The sequence below is a fragment of the Sphingomonas sp. URJC2 genome (assembly GCF_059803575.1).
On record NZ_JAPFGX010000007.1, the window covers coordinates 1 to 19,979 of the forward strand.

The following is a 19,979-nucleotide window of genomic DNA, read 5'->3' on the forward strand; positions in this document are numbered from 1 at the left end:
GCTTGCTGCCGGTCACCCCGCGAATGCGGTCGGCGAGCTGATGCCGTGGACCGCCGTGGCCTGAGCACACCGCTTACGCTGATGCCGAGGCGATCTGCGAAGCGGTGACCCGGCCGACGATGCGGTTCGTTGCGGTGAAGAGCGTTGAGCAGCAAGCAGTGCTGATGTTGCACAAGACGCGCGATCTGCTGATCCGTCAGCGCACGGCATTGATCAACGCCCTGCGAGCACATCTGGCTGAGTATGGCATCGTCACCAGCAAGGGGCCAGGTGGTGTTAGTTCGCTGATGAAGCTGCTCCATGAGGAGCAGAACACGCTTCCAGCGCATGCGCGATCGGCGCTCCAAACCGTCGGCGCTCAGTTGCGATCGCTCGGGAGCGAGATCGATCGGCTTGAGGCTCAGATCCTCGGGTGGCACCGGGCCGATGACACAAGCCGTCGGCTTGCTACCATCCCCGGCATCGGTCCTATCACCGCCTCCGCGATCGCTGCGGCCGTGCCGGACCCGTTGCTGTTCAGGTCGGGCCGCCAGTTCGCGGCGTGGCTGGGTCTCACGCCCCGACCACATAGTTCTGGCGGGAAGGAGCGGCTCGGCGGCATCAGCAAGCAGGGCGACGGGTACCTTCGCAAGCTACTGGTGGTGGGCGCAACAGCAGTGATGCGGATGGCGCGCAAAGATGCCAGTCGACAACCTTGGCTGGCTCAGCTCCTCGAGCGCAAGCCCACAAAGATCGCCACCGTCGGGCTCGCCAACAAAACAGCGCGGATCGCTTGGGCGGTGATGGCGCGTAAGGAGGTCTACGCGGCGGCTGCCGCGTGACCGCTGTCCTTGCCGTCCGCTGAGGCGGGCGGCAGGGTGGTGTAAGGGCAGCTGAGTGGTGATGACAAACCGGTCAGACCGGGGATCGAACAAGCCCAGGGGAGCACAGCGCTTCGAGCGCGATGACGTGATTAGGGACCCGATCCGCGGACTTCATCAGGGCCAGCAGCCATGCGGTGCTGCACGAACAGGCCGAACACATGGATGCACCCGACCGGTGCTCATCGCCTCACAAAAGCTCTTGCACCGCAGGGGTCGTCCACACATGCTCCCCTGATCCCGATGCGACCTAGCCCGGCATTTATTGTGGGGATCTGAATGGGATCGGTGATGCTTGTCCGATGGTTTTCAATCATTGAGGTAAGCTAAAGCCATTACACGAAAAAATCGTCGCAGAGAGTCCCTTTCACAGACAAAACGGCACGATCCGGTGATCATATTGTTGTCTGATCTTCATTCCCTATCGAGCTAACGCCCACTTCGCTTGCCCAGAAGAGGCCGCCTCGTGTCCCAAAGAGCCTGCTCCAGAAGTTCGAGTGTCCAAGCGTCGACCCCAGCCGGAAATATCCAAAGCCGTGTCCTCACCTCTAAGTGCTCCGTTGATGCCCATCGGTTTAGGCGCATCGAGTACGTTCCAGCGCCGCCCGTTAGTCCGAGGTGTTGTGCGAACCGAGTTGTAAAGGATCTTGAGCTTCCAACATAAAGCGCGTTCGGGTGGTCTCCATTCAGAAGTCGGCTGTAACATAGCTGTTTGCCGGTTTGATCACAGATGGCAGCCCTACGGCCGAAACTCTCCCTGAGTGACGTGTACCCTGATACATCCTCCAGTTCGAAACAGTAGATCACACTTGACGGAACGTTACAGCAGCTTCGCACCTGATCGACAATGGTCTCTGCGGCTTTGCGACTGACGAGATCAGATAGATTGAATTGGAATTCAGCCTCGCCGATCGGAGCCGCATCTCGCAGTTTTGCCATCGCCTCGCCTAAGGTTGCGAGAGCTCGCTCCCGACATACATCAAACTGCATTTGGACACTCCGAAACCCGGCGCCTTCGTCAATCGCCTGACCCGTTGGATCGCGGGCGGAGATCAAGAGCAAGCTTACTCATGGCAACAATCTTGTGGTCGCTGCCTTTAGCTAGATGGTTGACCAAATCCGTCTGATTTGCCTGCCCCAAAGCTAGTCTGTAAAGCAAGCGCTGACGCTGGAGGTGATCAAACCGCGGGATGTCCATGCTTTTGGCCAAAGTAAGGAGTGACGCTCAACGTCGGCATTCTTGAAGGTCCACCATGGTGAGAGCCCCGTTTCATTGGGGTACTGTTCTTCCGCCAGCGCCGCAGCCCGAGTCCACGGTGATCTTTCGTCATTCTCGCAGCCAAGCGCGTGGTAGCCGACTTCTGCGCCCAGTGGGCGGCGCACCATGAGACCACCATACCGCACGATCCGCCCTTCCCGCTGCTCGAGATCAATCGGACTTGCCGGCAGATCCCAATGGACAATCCTCTGGCACCAGCTGTGAAAATCCAGGCCCTCCTGGCCAATCGACTTAGTCGCGAGGACATGCGGCCAAAACGGCGTGTTGAAGGCGCGCCTAAGTCATGCCGAAGGATACCAAGCACTGCCTCCTTTGGTTTGACGCCTGAGCATCACCTTACCTCTGCCCCACAGTCAGCTCTCCGGTTTCGGTCCAGAATACGGCTGCGCTTTGAACCAGCTTCCCTGCCTTCAATTCGACGGCATCGCTGTAAGCCGCCAGCTGCGGCCAGTAAGTTCCAAATCGCGCCACATGATCAGCAACCATGCCGCTTTTGTGGTCCACGATCATGAAGCCTTCTGCTCCCTCAGCGATGAGATCGACAATGATGCTCTGACTTCCTCCGTCGGGCAGTGCGAGCTCGATTGGCTGTTCGATATGCAGGCGCGGATAGCCTAGCTCCGCGAGGGTCTGACGAAGCGCTTGCGCCTGTTGCGCGAGAAGCTCGACCTCAGCGTCGGAGACCCGGCAGTGCTGGCTCACCCTGCCCCGCAGATCTGGCCTGCATAGCAAAATCCGCAAGGCTTCGTGGACTGCAGTTCCCTTATCCGTTGCCTGGGCGAGATCCGATCCAGTGAGCCGGACACCTGCGGCAATCTCCCGGGTCTCGATTTGACGAGGCAGCGGCCGCGCGGTGGCGACGGCCTGCGAAGGACTGACCACCGAAACCAGTGGGCCGACGGCTCGCTTTTCAATGGCAAATCTGGGTTCGCGGTTGTTGCTCGCCAAGCGGACGCCAGCTTCCGTATCGAACGATGCCGGGATCTCCTTGTCACAGATCGTCATGCGCGACGGGAAGTTCGCCGAACCGACAGTGATCTGATTGCCCTGCAATTTGATGCCACAGACGTCGTTCAAAAGACGACGCGCCGTGATCGGCAAGGGCGGCTCAACCTTGTCGTCATCCTGCGGCCATTCGATGATCAAGCGATCACGCGCACGGGTCAGAGCGACGTAAAGCAATCGGCGCGCTGTTTCTTCACTCTCGGGATAGAGCTCGTGGAGAAAGCGCGCAGTCGCCTCTGGAGCGGCAAAATCGGGAGCATAGGCAAGTGTCGCCCGTTCGATCACATGATCGAGATCGTCGAAACCCGGAAACTTTGTGCTGAACGTTCCGGCGCGCGGGTCAAGTTTGTGATCCAGACCGCACACGACCACGACGGGCCACTCCCGCCCCTTCGAGGCATGCCAGGTCACTATCTCGATACCATCGGCCTCGGCGCCGGCGGGATTCGGACGGAGGTCCTCACCCTTCAAACCGACCTTGTTCTCGAGCCAGCCAAGGAAAACATTGGCACTCTGGCCATAGAAACCGGAGGCTTCCCGCATATCGCGGTGTGCCTCCATGAAAGCCGCCGCTTCAGCCTCGAAGCGAAGGAGATCCGCTCTCATCTGAGCTGGGTCGTCAAGCCGGTCGCACCAGTCCCGCAGTCCAGCGACCTGGATCACCTGGTGAACCAGTCTGTCCACGGGCGTCGCGAGGGAGTCCGGCCAAAGTCCCTGCAAAGCCGCTAGCTCGGGTGTCTCGAGGCGGCCCTCACGGGCCAGCGCGCCGAGGGCTTCCGTGAGAGATGTTGCCCCCGGCCCGAGCGTGGCAGTGCAGATAGCTGCGTGATTGTCTGCAGGATCGACGGCAAAGCGGAGAGCAAAGCACGCAGCCTGGACGATCTTGCTTTGCCACCAGCCGCCTTCTGCGACGCGGACTGGCAATCCCAGCGCACGCAGCGCAGTCGCGTAGCTCGCGCAGTGGCCGTTCGTCGGACACAGGATTGCAACGTCCCGCGGCTCCAGATCGCGCAGGGCCTTGGAATGCCTGTCGACGATGGTGACCTGATCATCCGTCAGCAAAGACAGGAGCCGATCAGCGATGAAATGCTGGGGCTTTCCGCCAGAGCGGGCGCCGCGTTTGTTGGCCAACTCGATGACTTCCAGGGCGGTGTCGTGCCCAGCGGCGTTCTGCGCGGCGAGCGCGGTGTAATCGTCTCCGAATAGGCACGGGCTTAGCGCGTTTACGAACTCCATAATGCGCGGATCGGAACGCCAGTTCCGGTCGAGGGGGCTGGTTTCAAACTGCTGAGTAAGGGCGACGGTTAGCCGTGGATCCGCGCCCTGGAAGCCCATGATCGCCTGCTTGGTGTCGCCGACGATCAATGCACGCTTGGCCTTGCGGGCCAGCGCCCACAGGAAGGTGAACTGGATCGGGTTGGTGTCCTGGAACTCGTCGACAATGACGCAGTCGACCTCGTCCATGATGGCGCCAAGCACGGCTGGCTTTTCCTCGAGGATCCGCGCGGCGTTTGTGACCATGTCGCTGAAGTCGATGACGCCAAGCTCACGCTTGCGGATTTCGTAGTCCGTCATCGCCGACTGTGCGCCTTCCACCAAAGCGCGCGCATGCGAGACCGCATCCTCAAGCGGTCCGGGATGAGAAATCAGGCTGTTGGCTGCCAGCATGACCGCATTTGCAAGATCATCGTAGCCATCAGGGGTCGGAGTGCCGCGCTTCGACAGACGGAGGTCGCGCAGCCTTTGCCATAGCCGCCAGTCCTTACCATTGCCGGCAAGGAGCTGCTGAGCTTGCTTCAGAGCACGGAAATTCTCGCGGAAAGCAGTCTTGGCGGCGGCATTGCCTGCCTCGTCAGCGAGCGAGCGTGGAAAGGTGTGAAGCAAGGCATCGACAGCCTTCTTCAGCCCTGCTGCCAGGGTATCGGATTTGCCGATCGGAGCTCCATACCCGGCTCGGATGGATGCCTCGACAAAGTCGGCCATGGCCGGATCGCTGCCCCGCGGTCCTAGCGTTCGCAACAAAGCGATGACGCCGAGCAACCTCTTGCGAAAGCTGTCCTCTGCGGTTTCGTCGGAGGAGAAGCTTCCTTGATAGCCAAGAGCGGCCAGGTTGCGGGTGAGCTCGCTCAGTCCTCGATTTTCTTCGATCGAGCGGCGGATCAGCAAGTCTTGCTCGTCTTCGGCGATCAGGCGCTGCTGGGGGGATGACCCCGATGCGAAGGCATGCTCGATCAGCAAACGGCGGCCTAGCCCGTGGATGGTAGAGACATAGGCTCGCTCGACAGCCAGCGCTGCTACCAGATTGCTGTCCGCAATCAGCGCGCCCCTGATCCGCTGCCGCAGCTCTCCGGCTGCGGCTTCGGTAAAGGTAACCGCGAGGATCTTCTCGGGCCGCACCGTGCCGTCCCTGACCCATTGGGTGAGGGTTTCCTGGATATGGTGGGTTTTGCCCGCTCCTGCCCCTGCGGGTACAATTGAAAGCTCAGTCATCTTGATCGTCCGGAAGGGTTACGGAGGGAGTGGTGTCGTCCCGCATGAAGGCGGTGATCAACGGACTGTCTTCCAAGGCGTAGGTGCCAAGGGCTGCTGCCTTTTGGAAGAATTTGGCATCGGCCGTTGTGTTTGTTTCCAGCCGGCCAGCCTTGAGAGCCTCGAACCGAGCCGAAATCAGGGCAAGTGCATTGGCAGCGATGTCGCCGGCAACGAGTTCGACCTCAGTGCTATCGAGCACCTCGATCCCATTGAGGAGGACGTTTCCATCATTGAGCGTATGGTAGGCAACTGCCGGGAGCTTGGACCAACCGCTCAGGGTCTCGCCGATGCGGACAACGCCTTCAGGGCTGCGCTCATCGATGCGCACGGTCATGCGTCGATAGAGGTCGACCTGCAGGTCCCAGCCTTTTTGAAGGCGCTGGCGCCGCGTTCCCGAGCTGCTCTTCTTGTAATCGACGACAATCGGCTGCCCATCGGGAAGGCGAAGCAGGCAGTCAGCTTTGCCGTGCACGGGATGGCCAAACAGGGTGCCTGAGAGCCAGAATTCGTTGCCCACGATCTCGGCATCGAGCGCTCTGAGGACCATCGACCAGTGCTTGGCCGCCTTGGTAATCTCCGCCTCGAGCGTATTGCGTTCGACAGCCCAGGCCGCCGTCTGCAGAAATGGCGCAATCGCACGAATTCGCTCCAGCAGCAGCTCAGGCACCTTCTCTTCGATGACCTCGTTCGAAGGGTGATCCTTGCCTGGCGGGAACAAGCGCTCAAACACCTCGTGCGCGAGCGAGCCGCGCAGCATGACGTCAAGCGCCTCCGGCTGCCACGAAACATGCTCGGCGCCGAGTTCGGCCAAAACCCAGGCCAGTGGGCTGATGAGCAGCTTTTCGAGACGGCTCGGGCTCTGCGCCCTCGGGCTGCCATCATCCTTCTTGCGCAGACCAAGGAGATCGAGATCGAACTCGTAATGGCTCGGCACCTCAAGTGGCAGGAGCGGTTTCATCACGGGACGTGGCTTCCAGGCCACCAGCCTATCCCAGATCGTTCCTTCGCTATGCGTCAGCGGCACGACCAGTGATTCTGGGTCTTCCAAGCCTGCGATGAGACGCGCGATAAGAGGCAAGCTCGACGAGACGGAACGAAGGCTGCCGCCACGATCGCGTTCTGACAGGAGGAAGATCACCTGTTCACTGGCAGCTCTAATCTGACGTGCGAACAGCTCCAGCGCAGCATCGAGCTGCTTAGCCTGTGACGGCAGCTGCAAGCCAGTTGCCCCGGCAATCGCCACAACCTCGCTATCGAGGAAGAACGGATTCCCCGATGGAGACGGCGGATAGGCGCCATCGTTGAAGCCAAGAACGAGAAGCTTGCGGAACTGCCGCTTGGGCGCTTCACGGGCGAGCATCACCGAGATGCCGCCAAGGAAGTAGTCCCCCCGAGGGCAAGGCGGCGCCTGATAAGCAGCGGCCATTTGAATGGCCTTCTCCAGTTCTGCCTCGGCGGCATCATTAGCATTGCCCAGAGCGGCTACGAGGCGCGATGCTAGCTGCTTCGCTTCGGCTAAATCCGACGCGAAGGTCTCATCTTCAGTGAGCAGCCTCTGGAAGGAGCGTATCTGCTCCTTGAGCTGACCGTTCGTCGCAGGTGATGCTGACCGAATGAGCGAGAACAGCGCCGCCTGTTTCCCACTAAGGCTCTGCACCAGCATCGGCTGAAAATCGCCGGCCATGACCGCGCTAGCCAGGGCCGTGCCCACCTCCGGGGGCCAGCAAAGGATCGGGGAGCAATAGAGCGAGGCGAGCGCCATGGCAGGCGCTGGGCGCCGCCGGCATTGCAGGAAATGCAGGAGCGTCTCACCCCCAACATTTCTGCGGTCCCGCACACCGGGCAAGGACGATGTCGGAAGGCCGGCCTGCCCGAAAGCTTCGGACAGGTAGTGGGTGTATTCGGTGCCGGATGGCAGAATGATGCCGATCTCATTGGTGGCGAGAGTTTGATCTTCGGCGAGCCAGCGCTGGACGATGGCTGCGGCCGCTTCGCATTCAGTCAATGCATCCCGGACGGAGAGAACCGCGAGGCTGTCGTCCATGGGCGCGGTCGGGGCCGACGGGTCCAGAAGATACCGTTGGACATGACCGGCGAGGACCGAGGCAGGCGCGCGGCAAATCTCGCGGTCCGAAATCAACCGCACATGGTCAATGTCTTCCTCGTCGAGCTTGCCGTGATGGCTTTCAAGGTGCTCGAGCACAGCACGCTCGAGAGATGTCAGCTGGGTGCAGGTCTGGTCCCAAATGACATGAAACGACTGCAATGCATCGGCCGCTTCACATGCCAGAAATGCCTTCAACGTTGCCAAGTCAGACGGCACAATGGCTGGATAAGCATGCCACAGATCCCTTAGCGCATCGATGTGGATGCGGGCCCGCCCATCCGACGGCAAAGCATCGGTCGTTATGGATGCCGGCTCCAGGTCTCGCGTGGCCATCATCAGATGGCGCAGCATGGTCGCGATGGCCGCGGCTGTCTGTTCCGGGGCGACCGCGAAGCTCTCCGCCCAAGGCACATTGTCGCCAAGTGTTTCGAGGACCTCGCGCAGGGGCTTCTCGGTACAGTGAGGCAAGGCGTAGAGGCTCGCCAGAAGCTGCGGGCTGAGCGGCATGCAGCTCGCAAATGGCGCGTCGCCGATCCGAAGATGGCAATTCTCAAACATTCAAACGAATCCCCCCGACACTCGTCGCACCAAGCCCTGCCCTTTTCCTGCACATCAGCTGCGACATATTTGGTCGTAGCACTGCCTGAGCCACTAACGGGCGTTCCTCCAACATGGACAAGGGCCGGAGCCCACTGATCGAAGCCAGAAGATCATGGGGACTGCGAAAGCGATGGCGCCAAGGGAGGCAGTGCGGGACCGCCTCGGCCGGATCAAGGCGCAGACCCAATTTAACGCCCCCGGGCAGCACATGGCCGATTGGAAAAAGCGCGTCCATCAGTGGCTCGTGCGGCGACAAGCTGCGCGACGGCGCGTCTCCTACACTCTCGCCGAAGCCAGTGTGCAGGTCGAGGTATGAAACTCGATCCTTCCGCACAACAGCCTCGGGTACAAGCCCTCCGCACCAGAAGCGACGCTGCTGAAAGCCTCGTTCTCCGGCCCCGCTTAGCTCCACCTTCGGACGATCTGCGCAGCCGACATGACGATGCACCAATAAAACACACGGACCAATCCGTGGGGGCCGGTCACCACTATCAAGAGCGTGCGGATAGCATCCCGCGAAACCCGCAGAAAACCGTCATTCACCCGTGCGTGAGGTGTGTATCCGAATTATGGGTCCGATGCGTAGCATCGCGGCCCTCTTACCGCAGCAACTCGCTCACCAGCGACGGCTTCTTCGCGATCATGGCGAGCAGCACTTGGGCGGGGCCGGTGGGATGGCGGCGACCATGTTCCCAGTTGAGCAGCGTCCCCTTGGCGACACCAATGCTGCGTGCGAACGCGCCCTGCGACAGGCCCGTGCTGGCCCGGATCGCCGCGACATCGACGCTGGGCACCTTGATCTGGTGGACGATCGCGCCGGTCTCCTTGCCCTGGGCATAGTCCAGCGCCTCGTTCAGCCCCTGCATGATGCTCTCATAAGCGCTCATCTACGGTCTCCATAGGTTGCGACCAGCGCCTTCGCCAACGCGACGGCTGCGGCCTGCTCGGCCTTGGTCAGGTTGTCTTTCTCGTTCTTGGCGAACACGGTGACGAGGAAGATCGGCATATGGATGCCGCCGAACACATGGATGGTCCGGTAGCCGCCACTCTTGCCGCTGCCCTCGCGGGGTATGCGGACCTTGCGCAATCCGCTGCCCAGCGAGATGCCCGCCTCCGGGTTGGCCGCGATATATTCCACCAGCGCCACACGCTCGTTGTCGGTCATGATCGCCTTGGCGCGCCGGATGAACTCCGGCAGCTCGACAACGGTCTGCAAGGTGGTCGTGAGCGCCATATATGCGCCAATGACATATAGGTCAATGACACATACCGGTTATGCTTGGCCCGCGCCTGCCGATCGGGTGACATCCGCGCTTGATCGGGGCATCGCCACTCTCACCATCTCAGCCGCTGGCCTTGCCGGGCCAGAAAACCGCCTCTGGGGGTCTTCGGCCTGTCCATCATCCCCGCCTCAGCCGCTGGCGCTCGCAAGCCACGGATGCATCTGGAAAAATCCGTCCGGGCTACGATTGGGCGCGTCGGTGATCTCACTTGCCTGAGAATGACTAGGGTCGGGACTCGTTGATCATGGCCAGAAGATGACGGTGGCTGCGAGGGCAACGGCGGAGAGGAAGGCGGTCGGGCGGCGGTGGTAGCGGGTGGCGACACGCCGCCAGTCCTTCAGGCAGCCGAACATGATCTCGATCCGGCTGCGGCGCCGGTAACGGCGCTTGTCGTACCTGACCGGCTCATTACGTGACCTGCGGCCCGGAATGCAGGGCCGAATGCCCTTGGCCTGCAGAGCATCCCTGAACCAGTCGGCGTCGTAGCCGCGGTCGCCGAGCAGCCACTGCGCCTTGGGGAGGTCGTCCAGCAGCGCTGCCGCGCCGGTGTAGTCGCTGACCTGGCCGGCGGTCATGAACAAGGTCAACGGACGGCCGTTCGCGTCGGCAACGGCATGCAGCTTCGTGTTCATGCCGCCCTTCGTGCGGCCTATCAGGCGGCCGAGATCCCCTTTTTTACCCGCAGGCTCGATGCCGTGCGGTGCGCCTTCAGATACGTCGCGTCTATCATGACGGTCTTTTGCTCGGCATCCGCCGCAGCCAGCCCTTCCATCATGCGGACGAACACTCCTCGCTCGCCCCACGGCTTCCACTGATTGTAGAGCGTTTTGTGCGGACCATAATCCTTTGGGGCGTCGCGCCATCGCAGGCCGTTGCGGTTGACGAACACGATGCCGCTCAGCACCCGTCGATCATCAACGCGGGGCTTGCCGTGGCTCTTGGGAAGGAGGGCCGCAGGCGCTCCATCTGCTCCTCAGTCAGCCAAAACAGGTCGCTCATCCGGGTCTCCTCACGGAGCCTGAATCAGATCGCAGACCTCATATCAATGGGTCCTGACCCTAGATCCGCTTGTCGGATTCACGGAATGGTCGCGGGGCGCACAACACCTCAACCGGCTGCAGCAGCTGTTCTGTCCGTTTCCGTCCGCCCGAATCCAACCACGCGTCTGCAGTAAATCTGCAGGAAGCGCCGCTTTCGCCGCGCCGCGTCCCAGCTAAACCATTGAATATACCGGTAACGCCCACGGGACTCGAACCCGTGTTTTCGCCGTGAGAGGGCGCACTTGGTCCCTGGCGAGTCGGTGTGCCCTCGTCTCACCGGTGCCCTCGTCGCCAATCAAGCCGAATGGATCGGGAAAGTGCGAGCAGAGAGCGCGCATCTTCACATCGGCCCTAGGCTTGCGATGCGAGCCTGGGCGAAAGCCTATGTCAGCAGGACCAGCTTCCCAATGCGTCAAAGTCGGCATGCTGCGGGTCGAAACAGTCGCAGTTGAAGCGACGGATGCTGAACAGTCGCAAAACCTCCGAAATGGATGCAGGACAGCATTTTTCGTATTCAGTTACACTATCATATGGGATATCCGACCTCAGTATTCAAAAAACGGTCTCGGGAAAGCGGTCAATGAAAAAGCCGGTGTTGCAGGGCTTTCATAGTCTCGCTGTTGTGTCGTTTCTCGTCGATAGCCCGAGTAGGTGGCTTCCGCCCGCGTATGGGATCAGCAGCGGCCAAGGCGTACGCCCGCGCTGCTTTTCGTCAATCCAGGCGGCCTGAGGCAAGCTGTAGTGCAGACTCTGTTTCGTCCAGAGGCGTTGGCCGCCCGGCGTGCGCGGCTGCAGGGCGAGGTTCAGGTGATCGTCCCGACCGGATGGCACCTGGCCGGCGCATTGCTGGTGGCGATCGTCGTGGCGGCGGGAGCTTATCTGATCGCCGGCAGCTATGCGCGAATCGAGATGGTCACCGGTCGTCTCGTTCCAGTGAGCGGTGCGGCGGCGATGCTGCCGGCTCGCGCCGGGATCGTGGGGGCCGTGCATGTGCGCGAAGGCCAGCTGGTGGATGCCGGCACCCGGTTGGCCGACGTCCGCTCGGAAGATGCGACGCGGACCGGCGCGACTCCTGGCGACTTGATTTTGGCCGCCCTGGCCGATCAGCGCGCACGATTGGCGGCGCGCGAAGCCGCAACGGACCGCGCGGCCGCGGCCGATGTCGACCGCCTGCGCGCACAGATCGGCGGCGCGGACGCGGAGCTGGCGGGGATTGCAGAGCAGATGTCGACGGTCGAACAGATGGTCGCCGTCGCCGACGAAGGTCTCGATGCGTACCGCGCCGCGACTGTGCGTGGGTTCGTCAGCCGTCGTGACCTGCAGCAGCGCGAAGACCTGCGCCTCACGCGAATCCAGCAGCTGGCGGTTTTGCGCCAGCAGCGGGCAAGGCTGGTTTCGGAGCGGGAGCAGGCCCGACGCGCGCTGGCGCAAGCCATGGCCCAGCGCGAGGCTCAGGCAGAAGGCGCGCTGGCGGAACGTGCGGCGCTGGCGCAGCGGCAGGCGGAGATCGAGGCTGGAACCGGATTCACGATCACCGCGCCGATCGCAGGCCGGGTGACCGGTCTCACTGCCAAGCCCGGCCAGCCGGCCAATCCGCAACGGCCGCTAATGACGATCGTTCCTGCCGGCGCGGCGCTCGAAGCGCAGCTGCTGGTGCCGACGCGCGCGATCGGCTTTGTCGCGCCGGGGCAAGAGGTTCGCCTGGCGATCGAGGCCTTTCCATATCAGCGCTTTGGTATGGTCGCCGCCCAGGTCGTGTCGGTTTCGGAGGCGGCCGTGGCGGAAATCAAGACCGCAACGGCGGCCGAGCCGGCCTATCTGGTCACGGCCCGCCTGCTGGATCAGCGGCTGACCGCGTTCGGCACGAGCCACAAGCTGACGGCCGACATGGCTCTCACCGCGCGCGTGGTGACGGAGAAGCGCAGCTTGTTCGAGTGGCTGTGGGAGCCAATCTTCGGAGTGGCGAGACGATGAGCCAGTTGCAGCTGGGTGTGTTTGGGCGATCCCGTTCGCTCCGCCACGTGCGGCAGAGCGAAATCGGAGAGTGCGGCCTGGCATGCCTTGTCACGATCGCCGACCATTATGGCTTCCGCACCGATCTCGCAGCGATGCGCCGGACCCATGGTGGCGGCTTGCGAGGCGCGTCGCTCAAATCGCTGATCGCGAGCGCGGATGCGATTGGCCTCGCGCCACGGCCGGTCAAACTTCCGCTCGAGGCGCTCGCCAATCTGCATCTTCCCGCCATTCTGCACTGGAACTTCAACCATTTCGTGGTTCTCGAACGGATCAGCGGCACACGCGCGCTGATCTGCGATCCGGCCGGGCGGCGGGGCTGGCGCGCCCTGAGCGAGATCTCGGATCATTTTTCCGGCGTAGCGCTGGAGCTTCGCCCGGCGCCCGATTTCCTGCCCAAAACGGCGCGTGAAACGCTGTCCATCGGGCAACTCTGGACGCGGACCACCGGGCTGGGCCCGGCCATCGGGCAAACCCTGTTGTTGACGGCGCTGCTGCAACTTTTCGTGCTGATCGCGCCCCTCTATATGCAGATTGGCATCGACAGCGTGTTGCCGGCGCTCGACACCGATCTGCTGGTGCTGCTAGCGATCGGCTTCGCGGCGCTGGCGCTGATCAATGCGGCGACTCAAGTGCTGCGGTCCTATGTGCTGCTTTCGGCCGGGGCCTCGTTCGGTTTCGGCGTCGCCAGCAACGTGGCGCGGCACCTGTTCCGCCTGCCCGTGCCCTGGTTTCAGCATCGCAGCATCGGTGATGTTCTCAGTCGGTTTCAGTCGGTCCGACCGATCCAGCAGGCGTTGACCGAAGGGACGGTGTCGAGCATCATCGACGGCAGCATCGCCGTCCTCGTGCTCGTTGCGATGTTCTTGTATTCCGCGCCGCTCGCCGCGGCGGTGCTGGTCGCGTTTCTGCTGTTCGTCGCGGTCCGCGCGCTCACCTTTCCGATGCAGCGCCAGGCGCAGGAGGATGCCATCGCCGCCGGCGCGCGCGAACAGTCCGTGCTGATCGAAAGCCTGCGGGGTATTTTGCCGTTGCGGCTCTACAATCGCGAGGCGGAACGCCATGCGCTTTGGCAGAACCGCTGTATGGACGCGACCAATGCCGGTTTGCACGCCGCCCGCATCGGCATCTGGCAAGGCCTGGCCAATGGCCTGATTTTCGGATTTGAAAACGTCGCCTGCGTGGCGATTGGCATCGCCTTGATCATGTCCGGTGAGCTCACCGTCGGCATGCTGTTGGCGTTCTTCGCCTATAAGGGCCAGTTCGTCGACAAGGCGTCGCGGTTCATCGATCAGCTGATCGCGTTCCGGATCGTTGGCCTGCACTTGGAAAGACTGTCCGACATCGCGCTGGAGCCAGTCGATGCCGCCTTTTTGCAGGTTCCGCGGTCCGCGCTGCCGTTGATCGGCACAATCGAGGCGCGCGGCGTAAGTTTTCGCTACGGGCGGTCGGATCCGCTGGTCCTCACCGACATATCCTTCCGCATCGACGCGGGCGAACATATCGCGGTAACGGGCCCCTCGGGCGGCGGCAAATCGACCTTGGCCAAGCTGCTGCTGGGCTTGATGGAGCCGACGGCGGGAAGTGTGCTCGTGGACGGCCGCCCCCTCGCCGAATTCGGCCACGCGAACTTCCGCCGGCAGGTCGCCGCGGTTCTGCAGGACGATCATCTGTTCGCAGGATCCGTGGCGGAAAACATCGCCTTGTTCGACGACGCACCGGATTTCGACTGGATCGAAGCTTGCGCGCGAATGGCAGCGCTTCACGACGATATCATGGCGACGCCGATGGGATATGAAACACTGATCGGTGACATGGGGTCGTCCCTTTCCGGCGGCCAGAAGGCCCGGCTTCTGCTGGCGCGGGCGCTCTACCGCCGGCCGCGCCTGTTGGTGCTCGACGAAGCGACGGCGCATCTCGACCCGCAGACCGAAGCAGCGGTCAGTGCTGCCGTTTCCAGCCTGGGGATTACCCGAATCGTGATCGCGCATCGCAGCGAGACGATCAGGCACGCCGACAGGGTTCTAAGACTTTTTGGCGGGCAAGTATTACGAGACAGCTTTAACCCGACCGGAGGTAAAGACGCACTGGCCTGACCGATTTGTTATATGTGCTTTTGACATCTACACTATAAGTATTTTTCGTTGATAAGCCATTGACGAATCGGAGATAATATATGAATGGTTTAGGGGAGGGTTGGATTTTTGGACCTAGATTGGTATATTGCCCTCGACTCAACAAGTGAGGAGACTCGGTGTGTTGATTGACAATCAGATCGTTGACCTTTGCGACAACGAGATCGAAGCGGTCTCGGGTGGTGAGTGGGTGATGCGGACGGGCACCTATAACCAAGGTGGCACGCCGTTCAGCTGGAAGGGTCCCAATAATCAAATCATTCATGGCGTCGTGATGGTCTCGCATTCCGGCCTCTATATGGAAGATGGCAGTTACGAAGCCTTCACGGACATTTTCGCCGGTGGCGGCATCCCGGCCTTCCTGACTTATTCGATCTGGGCTCTAAAGTAACTCTGCGCCGGCTTCGGCCGGCGCGGTCCCTGTGTTCGACGCGGGAGAGTTGAAATGGCAAAAATCCGTCTTTTGGCCTTTGGCCTGTTGCTGAGCCATCCCGGCGTCGCGCTCGCCGCCGGGGAGACTGAGATTCTCGTGCAGGGGCGGCGCATGTCCGAGCGCGAAGTCCGACAGGAAGCGCGCAGCTTCGTCACCACGCTCGCCGCGCCGTCGTTTAACGATCAATATGCGCGCTGGAATGCGCCCATCTGCCCGGTTGTTCAGGGCCTGAGCCCAGAGCACGCGAAAATCGTGGTCGACAAGATCCGGTCGATCGCGGCCGAGGCCGGCGCCCGCGTCGCCAAGCCGGCTTGCGATGGCAACATCGTCATCGTCTTCACCGACGATGCACGTGCAGTGTACCGCAAAGTCGCGGCGCGCAGGACCCAGATGTTTCAGTATAATGCGGTCACGCCTGATGAGCACAAGGTGTTGAGCGAATCGGACATGCCGGTGCGCTGGTGGTACGGCAGAGCTCTGGCCGACGCATTTGGTGTATCCGCTTCTCCCGATCGGTCTCTGGTCGCGGGAGTCGCGGGAGGGGATTTCAACTCCGGCAGCGTCATGATCTATGGCGGCGGTTCCAATATCCGCAGCAATGTGCGGGTCGATCAGACCGCGGTGGCCGCGCTCGTCGACGTGAAACTCGCCGAAGGCGTGCGGCTCGATGCCCTTGCCGCCTATATCGGCATGGTGACGCTCGCCGCCCACCGCATCCCGGCGCGTCCGGTGGCGGTGCCCTCGATCGTCAATCTGTTCGACGCGGAACGCGCGCCCGAAACCGATCTCACAGAGTGGGACCGCGCCTATCTGAAGGCGCTGTACAAAGTGCCGGCCAATCTGGCGCTCCCCGCCCAGCGCGCCGCCATCTCCCGCGAAATGGCGGCGAATATAACGCGCGCCGCCGCCGAGAACTGAGCCGCTCCCACCGGGCGAAGACTCGAGAGCAGCGGTTCGGACCCCGCCGCCCGCCGATGCCAAAGAGCAATCTACAGGCATCTCACTCGCGGCACGTTCCACTGGCAGAGTCGCAAGGCTTGAGGAAGGATTTTCTCGGCCCGACTACCCCCTGGCCGTGTTTGCACCGCGCGCGGCCGTGTTTCGTGGCAATCGCGCGGCGGCGACAATTTACTTCCACGGGATCTCGAGCGCCCGGCGTTCACCGGGTGCGACGAGAAGGCTTTCGGTGGCCAATCCGCCAAGCAACACCGCATCGAGTCCGCATACGTTCGCGGTCGTCGCCGTTCAAACTTCCTTCTGTGTGGGGGCGAGGGTGGGGCCGCGCGGAGTCGAACCTAGCACTTCAGTTTTTTGAGAGGCTTATGGCCATTCCTCCGCTCCCTCCGTCAACGCCGACAGGATGCGCGTCCAGATGCCCCGGCGGCTCCAACGGTTCCAGCGATTGTAGACCGTCGTCGAAGGTCCTTATTCGGACGGACAATCCACTCAGCGTCACCGCACTTCAGCATGTGGATGATGCCCGAGATCACTCGCCGATGATCGACCCGCCGCGCTCCGGGCTGGTTCTTCGGCAGGTGCGGCTCGATCGCAGCCCATGCTTCATCCGACAACCAGAACAAAGAAAGCGACATCCCCAAGGACCTCCTGCTTCAGCGGAGCTCCCCCTGAATCGATGCGCGCGTTGATTTTCGAGAGGGTGATTGGGTTTGGCCCTAGGTCAGGTTGTGGAAGCATTCGACACATCCTCTCCCAAACAGCAGCGATCTAGGCTCCTTTGCCAAACCGGCGGGACTCCCTCACTGTCCTGCCGGGGAAGTGATTGAGCAAGCAATTCGGTCGACCTTGCCCTAGGAAGACGAAACCACCCAGGAAGCAGGAAATGCACCCGCTTTTGGATATGCCCGCGCGCAGCCTGCGTGATGCCGCTATCGGGGATGCCGCTGCTGAGCGCGCCACCCTGCTCGCCGTGCTTGATGCCGAGGCGGATGAGGAGGATGCCTGAGCGCGCTAGACGCACTCCCGCAATCTGGCGGAAAACCGCCAATCACGCCCGCGCCACTATCAAGGGCGTGCGGATGGCATCCCGCGAAACCCGCAGAAAACCGTCATGCACCCGTGCGTGAGGTGTGTATCCGAATGATGGGTCCGATGCTTAGCATCGCGGCCCTCTTACCGCAGCAACTCGCTCACCAGCGACGGCTTCTTCGCGATCATGGCGAGCAGCACCTGGGCGGGGCCGGTGGGATGGCGGCGACCATGTTCCCAGTTGAGCAGCGTCCCCTTGGCGACACCGATGCTGCGTGCGAACGCGCCCTGCGACAGGCCCGTGCTGGCCCGGATCGCCGCGACATCGACGCTGGGCACCTCGATCTGGTGGACGATCGCGCCGGTCTCCTTGCCCTGGGCATAGTCCAGCGCCTCGTTCAGCCCCTGCATGATGCTCTCATAAGCGCTCATCTGCGGTCTCCATAGGTTGCGACCAGTGCCTTCGCCAACGCGACGGCTGCGGCCTGCTCGGCCTTGGTCAGGTTGTCTTTCTCGTTCTTGGCAAACACCGTGACGAGGAAGATCGGCATATGGGTGCCGCCGAACACATGGATGGTCCGGTAGCCGCCGCTCTTGCCGCTGCCCTCGCGGGGTATGCGGACCTTGCGCAATCCGCTGCCCAGCGAGATGCCCGCCTCCGGGTTGGCCGCGATATAGTCCACCAGCGCCACACGCTCGTCGTCGGTCATGATCGCCTTGGCGCGCCGGATGAACTCCGGCAGCTCGACAACGGTCTGCAAGGTGGTCATGCGCGCCATATATGCGCCAATGACATATAGGTCAATGACACATACCGGTTATGCTTGGCCCGCGCCTGCCGATCGGGTGACATCCGCGCTTGATCGGGGCATCGCCACTCTCACCATCTCAGCCGCTGGCCTTGCCGGGCCAGAAAACCGCCTCTGGGGGTCTTCGGCCTGTCCATCATCCCCGCCTCAGCCGCTGGCGCTCGCAAGCCACGGATGCATCTGGAAAAATCCGTCCCGGCTACGATTGGGCGCGTCGGTGATCTCACTTGCCTGAGAATGACTAGGGTCGGGACTCGTTGATCATGGCCAGAAGATGACGGTGGCTGCGAGGGCAACGGCGGAGAGGAAGGCGGTCGGGCGGCGGTGGTAGCGGGTGGCGACACGCCGCCAGTCCTTCAGGCGGCCGAACATGATCTCGATCCGTCTGCGGCGCCGGTAACGGCGCTTGTCGTAGCTGACCGGCTCATTACGTGACCTGCGGCCCGGAATGCAGGGCCGAATGCCCTTGGCCTGCAGAGCATCCCTGAACCAGTCGGCGTCGTAGCCGCGGTCGCCGAGCAGCCACTGCGCCTTGGGGAGGTCGTCCAGCAGCGCTGCCGCGCCGGTGTAGTCGCTGACCTGGACGGCGGTCATGAAGAAGGTCAACGGACGGCCGTTCGCGTCGGCAACGGCATGCAGCTTCGTGTTCATGCCGCCCTTGGTGCGGCCGATCAGGCGGCCGAGATCCCCCTTTTTACCCGCAGGCTCGATGCCGTGCGGTGCGCCTTCAGATACGTCGCGTCTATCATGACGGTCTTTTGCTCGGCATCCGCCGCCGCCAGCCCTTCCATCATGCGGACGAACACGCCTCGCTCGCCCCACCGCTTCCACCGATTGTAGAGCGTTTTGTGCGGACCATAATCCTTTGGGGCATCGCGCCATCGCAGGCCGTTGAGGTTGACGAACACGATGCCGCTCAGCACCCGTCGATCATCAACGCGGGGCTTGCCGTGGCTCTTGGGAAGGAGGGCTGCTCCTCAGTCAGCCAAAACAGGTCGCTCATCCGGAGCTCCTCACCGAGCATGAATCAGATCGCAGACCTCATATCAATGGGTCCTGACCCTAAAGACGCCCCTACATACACCCCCAGGACAAATCGAAACGATTGACGTGTCCGGAAAGCGGACATATAAGGGCTGCATTGGCGGGCGATAGGCAAGGCGACCTCCAAAGGGAGACGATAGATCAACACCGAAACCCTCAAGATCGCGGAGATTAACGCTCAGGGCATGAAGGCGCTGGCAGATTGGGTCCGCATGACCATGAATGTCGACCCTGTGTTCGCTGAGGCTGTCGCGGCAGACCTGGCCGCGGGATTTGAAGGCTCTCAGATTGACACCATCGGCTTCGATGACGTCGAAATTCGCGAGACAAAGGCGATCAACGGTAACCCGGAAACTTTGAGCTTTGACTTCGGCCAGCTCAACATCGTGACGATCGACAAGGATGGCCGCGGACTCGCGCGCCAAACATGGGCGCGCTGATGACCCCGGCGGGATTTGACACCCGCCGCCGTTCGCTAGGCCTGTCTGTCGACGAGACCGCGAGCCTATGCGGGGTACAGGACCGCACGGTCAGGCGCTGGCAATCCGGAGACAGTCCGATCCCGGCCGACGCCGCAGCCGCGCTCGACCAGCTCGAAGCCGCGATGTCCGAAGCTGTCGAGCAGGCTTTGGCTCGGGCAACCGATCACGTCGCCCGCGGCCCGGTCGTTCTGTGGCGCTATCGCACTCAGGCCGATCAGGACCGCAGTCCCCACGCCGCTACGCTACCGCTAGGAGCGTACGCCATGATGATCGCCTGGGCAGCTAAAGCGCTGGCGGCCGAAGGCATGGACGTTTCGATCCAATGGGCGCCCGATAACAATCGGAATTGATCCAAAACCGACTATAAGAGC

Annotated in this window: 13 protein-coding genes and 4 pseudogenes; 8 read left to right on the forward strand and 9 right to left on the reverse strand. The window is 62.1% G+C overall.

From position 1 onward, the window contains the following. Positions 1-80: 80 nt before the first annotated feature. Positions 81-821: pseudogene (locus OPU66_RS04630) on the forward strand (IS110 family RNA-guided transposase); the annotation flags it as partial. A 1,654-nt stretch (positions 822-2,475) separates the two neighbouring features. Here the strand turns inward: OPU66_RS04630 and OPU66_RS04635 are convergent. The 5 genes and pseudogenes from OPU66_RS04635 to OPU66_RS04655 all read right to left on the reverse strand — a co-directional run bounded on the left by OPU66_RS04635 (position 2,476) and on the right by OPU66_RS04655 (position 10,665). Beyond that, a complete protein-coding gene (locus tag OPU66_RS04635; RefSeq protein WP_498552434.1) occupies positions 2,476-5,634 on the reverse strand; it encodes a UvrD-helicase domain-containing protein in 3,159 nt (1,052 codons plus the stop codon). After that, complete coding sequence (locus OPU66_RS04640; RefSeq protein WP_498552435.1) at positions 5,627-8,341, reverse strand: PD-(D/E)XK nuclease family protein; 2,715 nt, start codon at positions 8,339-8,341, stop codon at positions 5,627-5,629. Before OPU66_RS04640 ends, OPU66_RS04635 begins: the two co-directional genes overlap by 8 nt. A gap of 641 nt (positions 8,342-8,982) precedes the next feature. Further along, a complete protein-coding gene (locus OPU66_RS04645; RefSeq protein WP_498552436.1) occupies positions 8,983-9,270 on the reverse strand; it encodes a helix-turn-helix domain-containing protein in 288 nt (95 codons plus the stop codon). Further along, positions 9,267-9,617 carry a type II toxin-antitoxin system RelE/ParE family toxin gene (locus OPU66_RS04650; protein ID WP_498552437.1) on the reverse strand — a complete coding sequence of 117 codons (351 nt, stop codon included), beginning with the start codon at positions 9,615-9,617 and terminating at the stop codon, positions 9,267-9,269. Before OPU66_RS04650 ends, OPU66_RS04645 begins: the two co-directional genes overlap by 4 nt. A gap of 291 nt (positions 9,618-9,908) precedes the next feature. After that, positions 9,909-10,665: pseudogene (locus OPU66_RS04655) on the reverse strand (IS5 family transposase). Positions 10,666-11,447: 782 nt separating this feature from the next. On the opposite strand from OPU66_RS04655, the gene OPU66_RS04660 reads away from it, so the two are divergent. The 4 genes from OPU66_RS04660 (at position 11,448) to OPU66_RS04675 (ending at position 16,205) form a co-directional block, all read left to right on the forward strand. Next, positions 11,448-12,680 carry a beta-barrel domain-containing protein gene (locus OPU66_RS04660; RefSeq protein WP_498552438.1) on the forward strand — a complete coding sequence of 411 codons (1,233 nt, stop codon included), beginning with the start codon at positions 11,448-11,450 and terminating at the stop codon, positions 12,678-12,680. Next, positions 12,677-14,815, forward strand: coding sequence for a peptidase domain-containing ABC transporter (locus tag OPU66_RS04665; protein ID WP_498552439.1), 2,139 nt, complete (start codon positions 12,677-12,679; stop codon positions 14,813-14,815). The genes OPU66_RS04660 and OPU66_RS04665 overlap by 4 nt, the downstream gene beginning before the upstream one ends. A gap of 163 nt (positions 14,816-14,978) precedes the next feature. Continuing rightward, entirely contained in the window at positions 14,979-15,245 is a 267-nt protein-coding gene (locus tag OPU66_RS04670; protein ID WP_498552440.1) for a hypothetical protein, read from the forward strand. Between the two features lie 54 nt (positions 15,246-15,299). Beyond that, positions 15,300-16,205: a hypothetical protein gene (locus OPU66_RS04675; RefSeq protein ID WP_498552441.1), complete on the forward strand. Its 906-nt coding sequence runs from the start codon at positions 15,300-15,302 to the stop codon at positions 16,203-16,205. Positions 16,206-16,628: 423 nt separating this feature from the next. On the opposite strand, the pseudogene OPU66_RS04680 reads toward OPU66_RS04675, so the two are convergent. Continuing rightward, a pseudogene (locus OPU66_RS04680) lies at positions 16,629-16,879 on the reverse strand (transposase); the annotation flags it as partial. Between the two features lie 248 nt (positions 16,880-17,127). On the opposite strand from OPU66_RS04680, the gene OPU66_RS04685 reads away from it, so the two are divergent. After that, a complete protein-coding gene (locus tag OPU66_RS04685) occupies positions 17,128-17,250 on the forward strand; it encodes a hypothetical protein (protein ID WP_498552442.1) in 123 nt (40 codons plus the stop codon). Positions 17,251-17,417: 167 nt separating this feature from the next. Here the strand turns inward: OPU66_RS04685 and OPU66_RS04690 are convergent, their stop codons facing one another. The 3 genes and pseudogenes from OPU66_RS04690 to OPU66_RS04700 form a co-directional block, all read right to left on the reverse strand. Beyond that, entirely contained in the window at positions 17,418-17,705 is a 288-nt protein-coding gene (locus tag OPU66_RS04690; protein ID WP_498552443.1) for a helix-turn-helix domain-containing protein, read from the reverse strand. Further along, positions 17,702-18,043 (reverse strand): type II toxin-antitoxin system RelE/ParE family toxin, encoded by a 342-nt coding sequence (locus OPU66_RS04695; RefSeq protein ID WP_498552444.1) that lies wholly within the window; start codon positions 18,041-18,043, stop codon positions 17,702-17,704. Before OPU66_RS04695 ends, OPU66_RS04690 begins: the two co-directional genes overlap by 4 nt. Positions 18,044-18,343: 300 nt before the next feature. After that, positions 18,344-19,085: pseudogene (locus OPU66_RS04700) on the reverse strand (IS5 family transposase). A gap of 226 nt (positions 19,086-19,311) precedes the next feature. On the opposite strand from OPU66_RS04700, the gene OPU66_RS04705 reads away from it, so the two are divergent. Then, positions 19,312-19,566: a hypothetical protein gene (locus tag OPU66_RS04705; RefSeq protein ID WP_498552445.1), complete on the forward strand. Its 255-nt coding sequence runs from the start codon at positions 19,312-19,314 to the stop codon at positions 19,564-19,566. After that, a complete protein-coding gene (locus tag OPU66_RS04710; RefSeq protein WP_498552446.1) occupies positions 19,554-19,958 on the forward strand; it encodes an Aca2/YdiL-like domain-containing protein in 405 nt (134 codons plus the stop codon). Before OPU66_RS04705 ends, OPU66_RS04710 begins: the two co-directional genes overlap by 13 nt. Positions 19,959-19,979: the final 21 nt, after the last annotated feature.

Bases quoted from the DNA above. Each gene is read 5' to 3' on its own strand.
- OPU66_RS04705 (WP_498552445.1), top strand. From the start codon at position 19,312: ATGAAGGCGCTGGCAGATTGGGTCCGCATGACCATGAATGTCGACCCT.
- OPU66_RS04695 (WP_498552444.1), bottom strand. From the start codon at position 18,043: ATGACCACCTTGCAGACCGTTGTCGAGCTGCCGGAGTTCATCCGGCGC.
- OPU66_RS04640 (WP_498552435.1), bottom strand. From the start codon at position 8,341: ATGTTTGAGAATTGCCATCTTCGGATCGGCGACGCGCCATTTGCGAGC.
- OPU66_RS04710 (WP_498552446.1), top strand. From the start codon at position 19,554: ATGGGCGCGCTGATGACCCCGGCGGGATTTGACACCCGCCGCCGTTCG.
- OPU66_RS04675 (WP_498552441.1), top strand. From the start codon at position 15,300: ATGGCAAAAATCCGTCTTTTGGCCTTTGGCCTGTTGCTGAGCCATCCC.
- OPU66_RS04665 (WP_498552439.1), top strand. From the start codon at position 12,677: ATGAGCCAGTTGCAGCTGGGTGTGTTTGGGCGATCCCGTTCGCTCCGC.
- OPU66_RS04685 (WP_498552442.1), top strand. From the start codon at position 17,128: ATGCACCCGCTTTTGGATATGCCCGCGCGCAGCCTGCGTGATGCCGCT.
- OPU66_RS04690 (WP_498552443.1), bottom strand. From the start codon at position 17,705: ATGAGCGCTTATGAGAGCATCATGCAGGGGCTGAACGAGGCGCTGGAC.
- OPU66_RS04635 (WP_498552434.1), bottom strand. From the start codon at position 5,634: ATGACTGAGCTTTCAATTGTACCCGCAGGGGCAGGAGCGGGCAAAACC.
- OPU66_RS04645 (WP_498552436.1), bottom strand. From the start codon at position 9,270: ATGAGCGCTTATGAGAGCATCATGCAGGGGCTGAACGAGGCGCTGGAC.
- OPU66_RS04650 (WP_498552437.1), bottom strand. From the start codon at position 9,617: ATGGCGCTCACGACCACCTTGCAGACCGTTGTCGAGCTGCCGGAGTTC.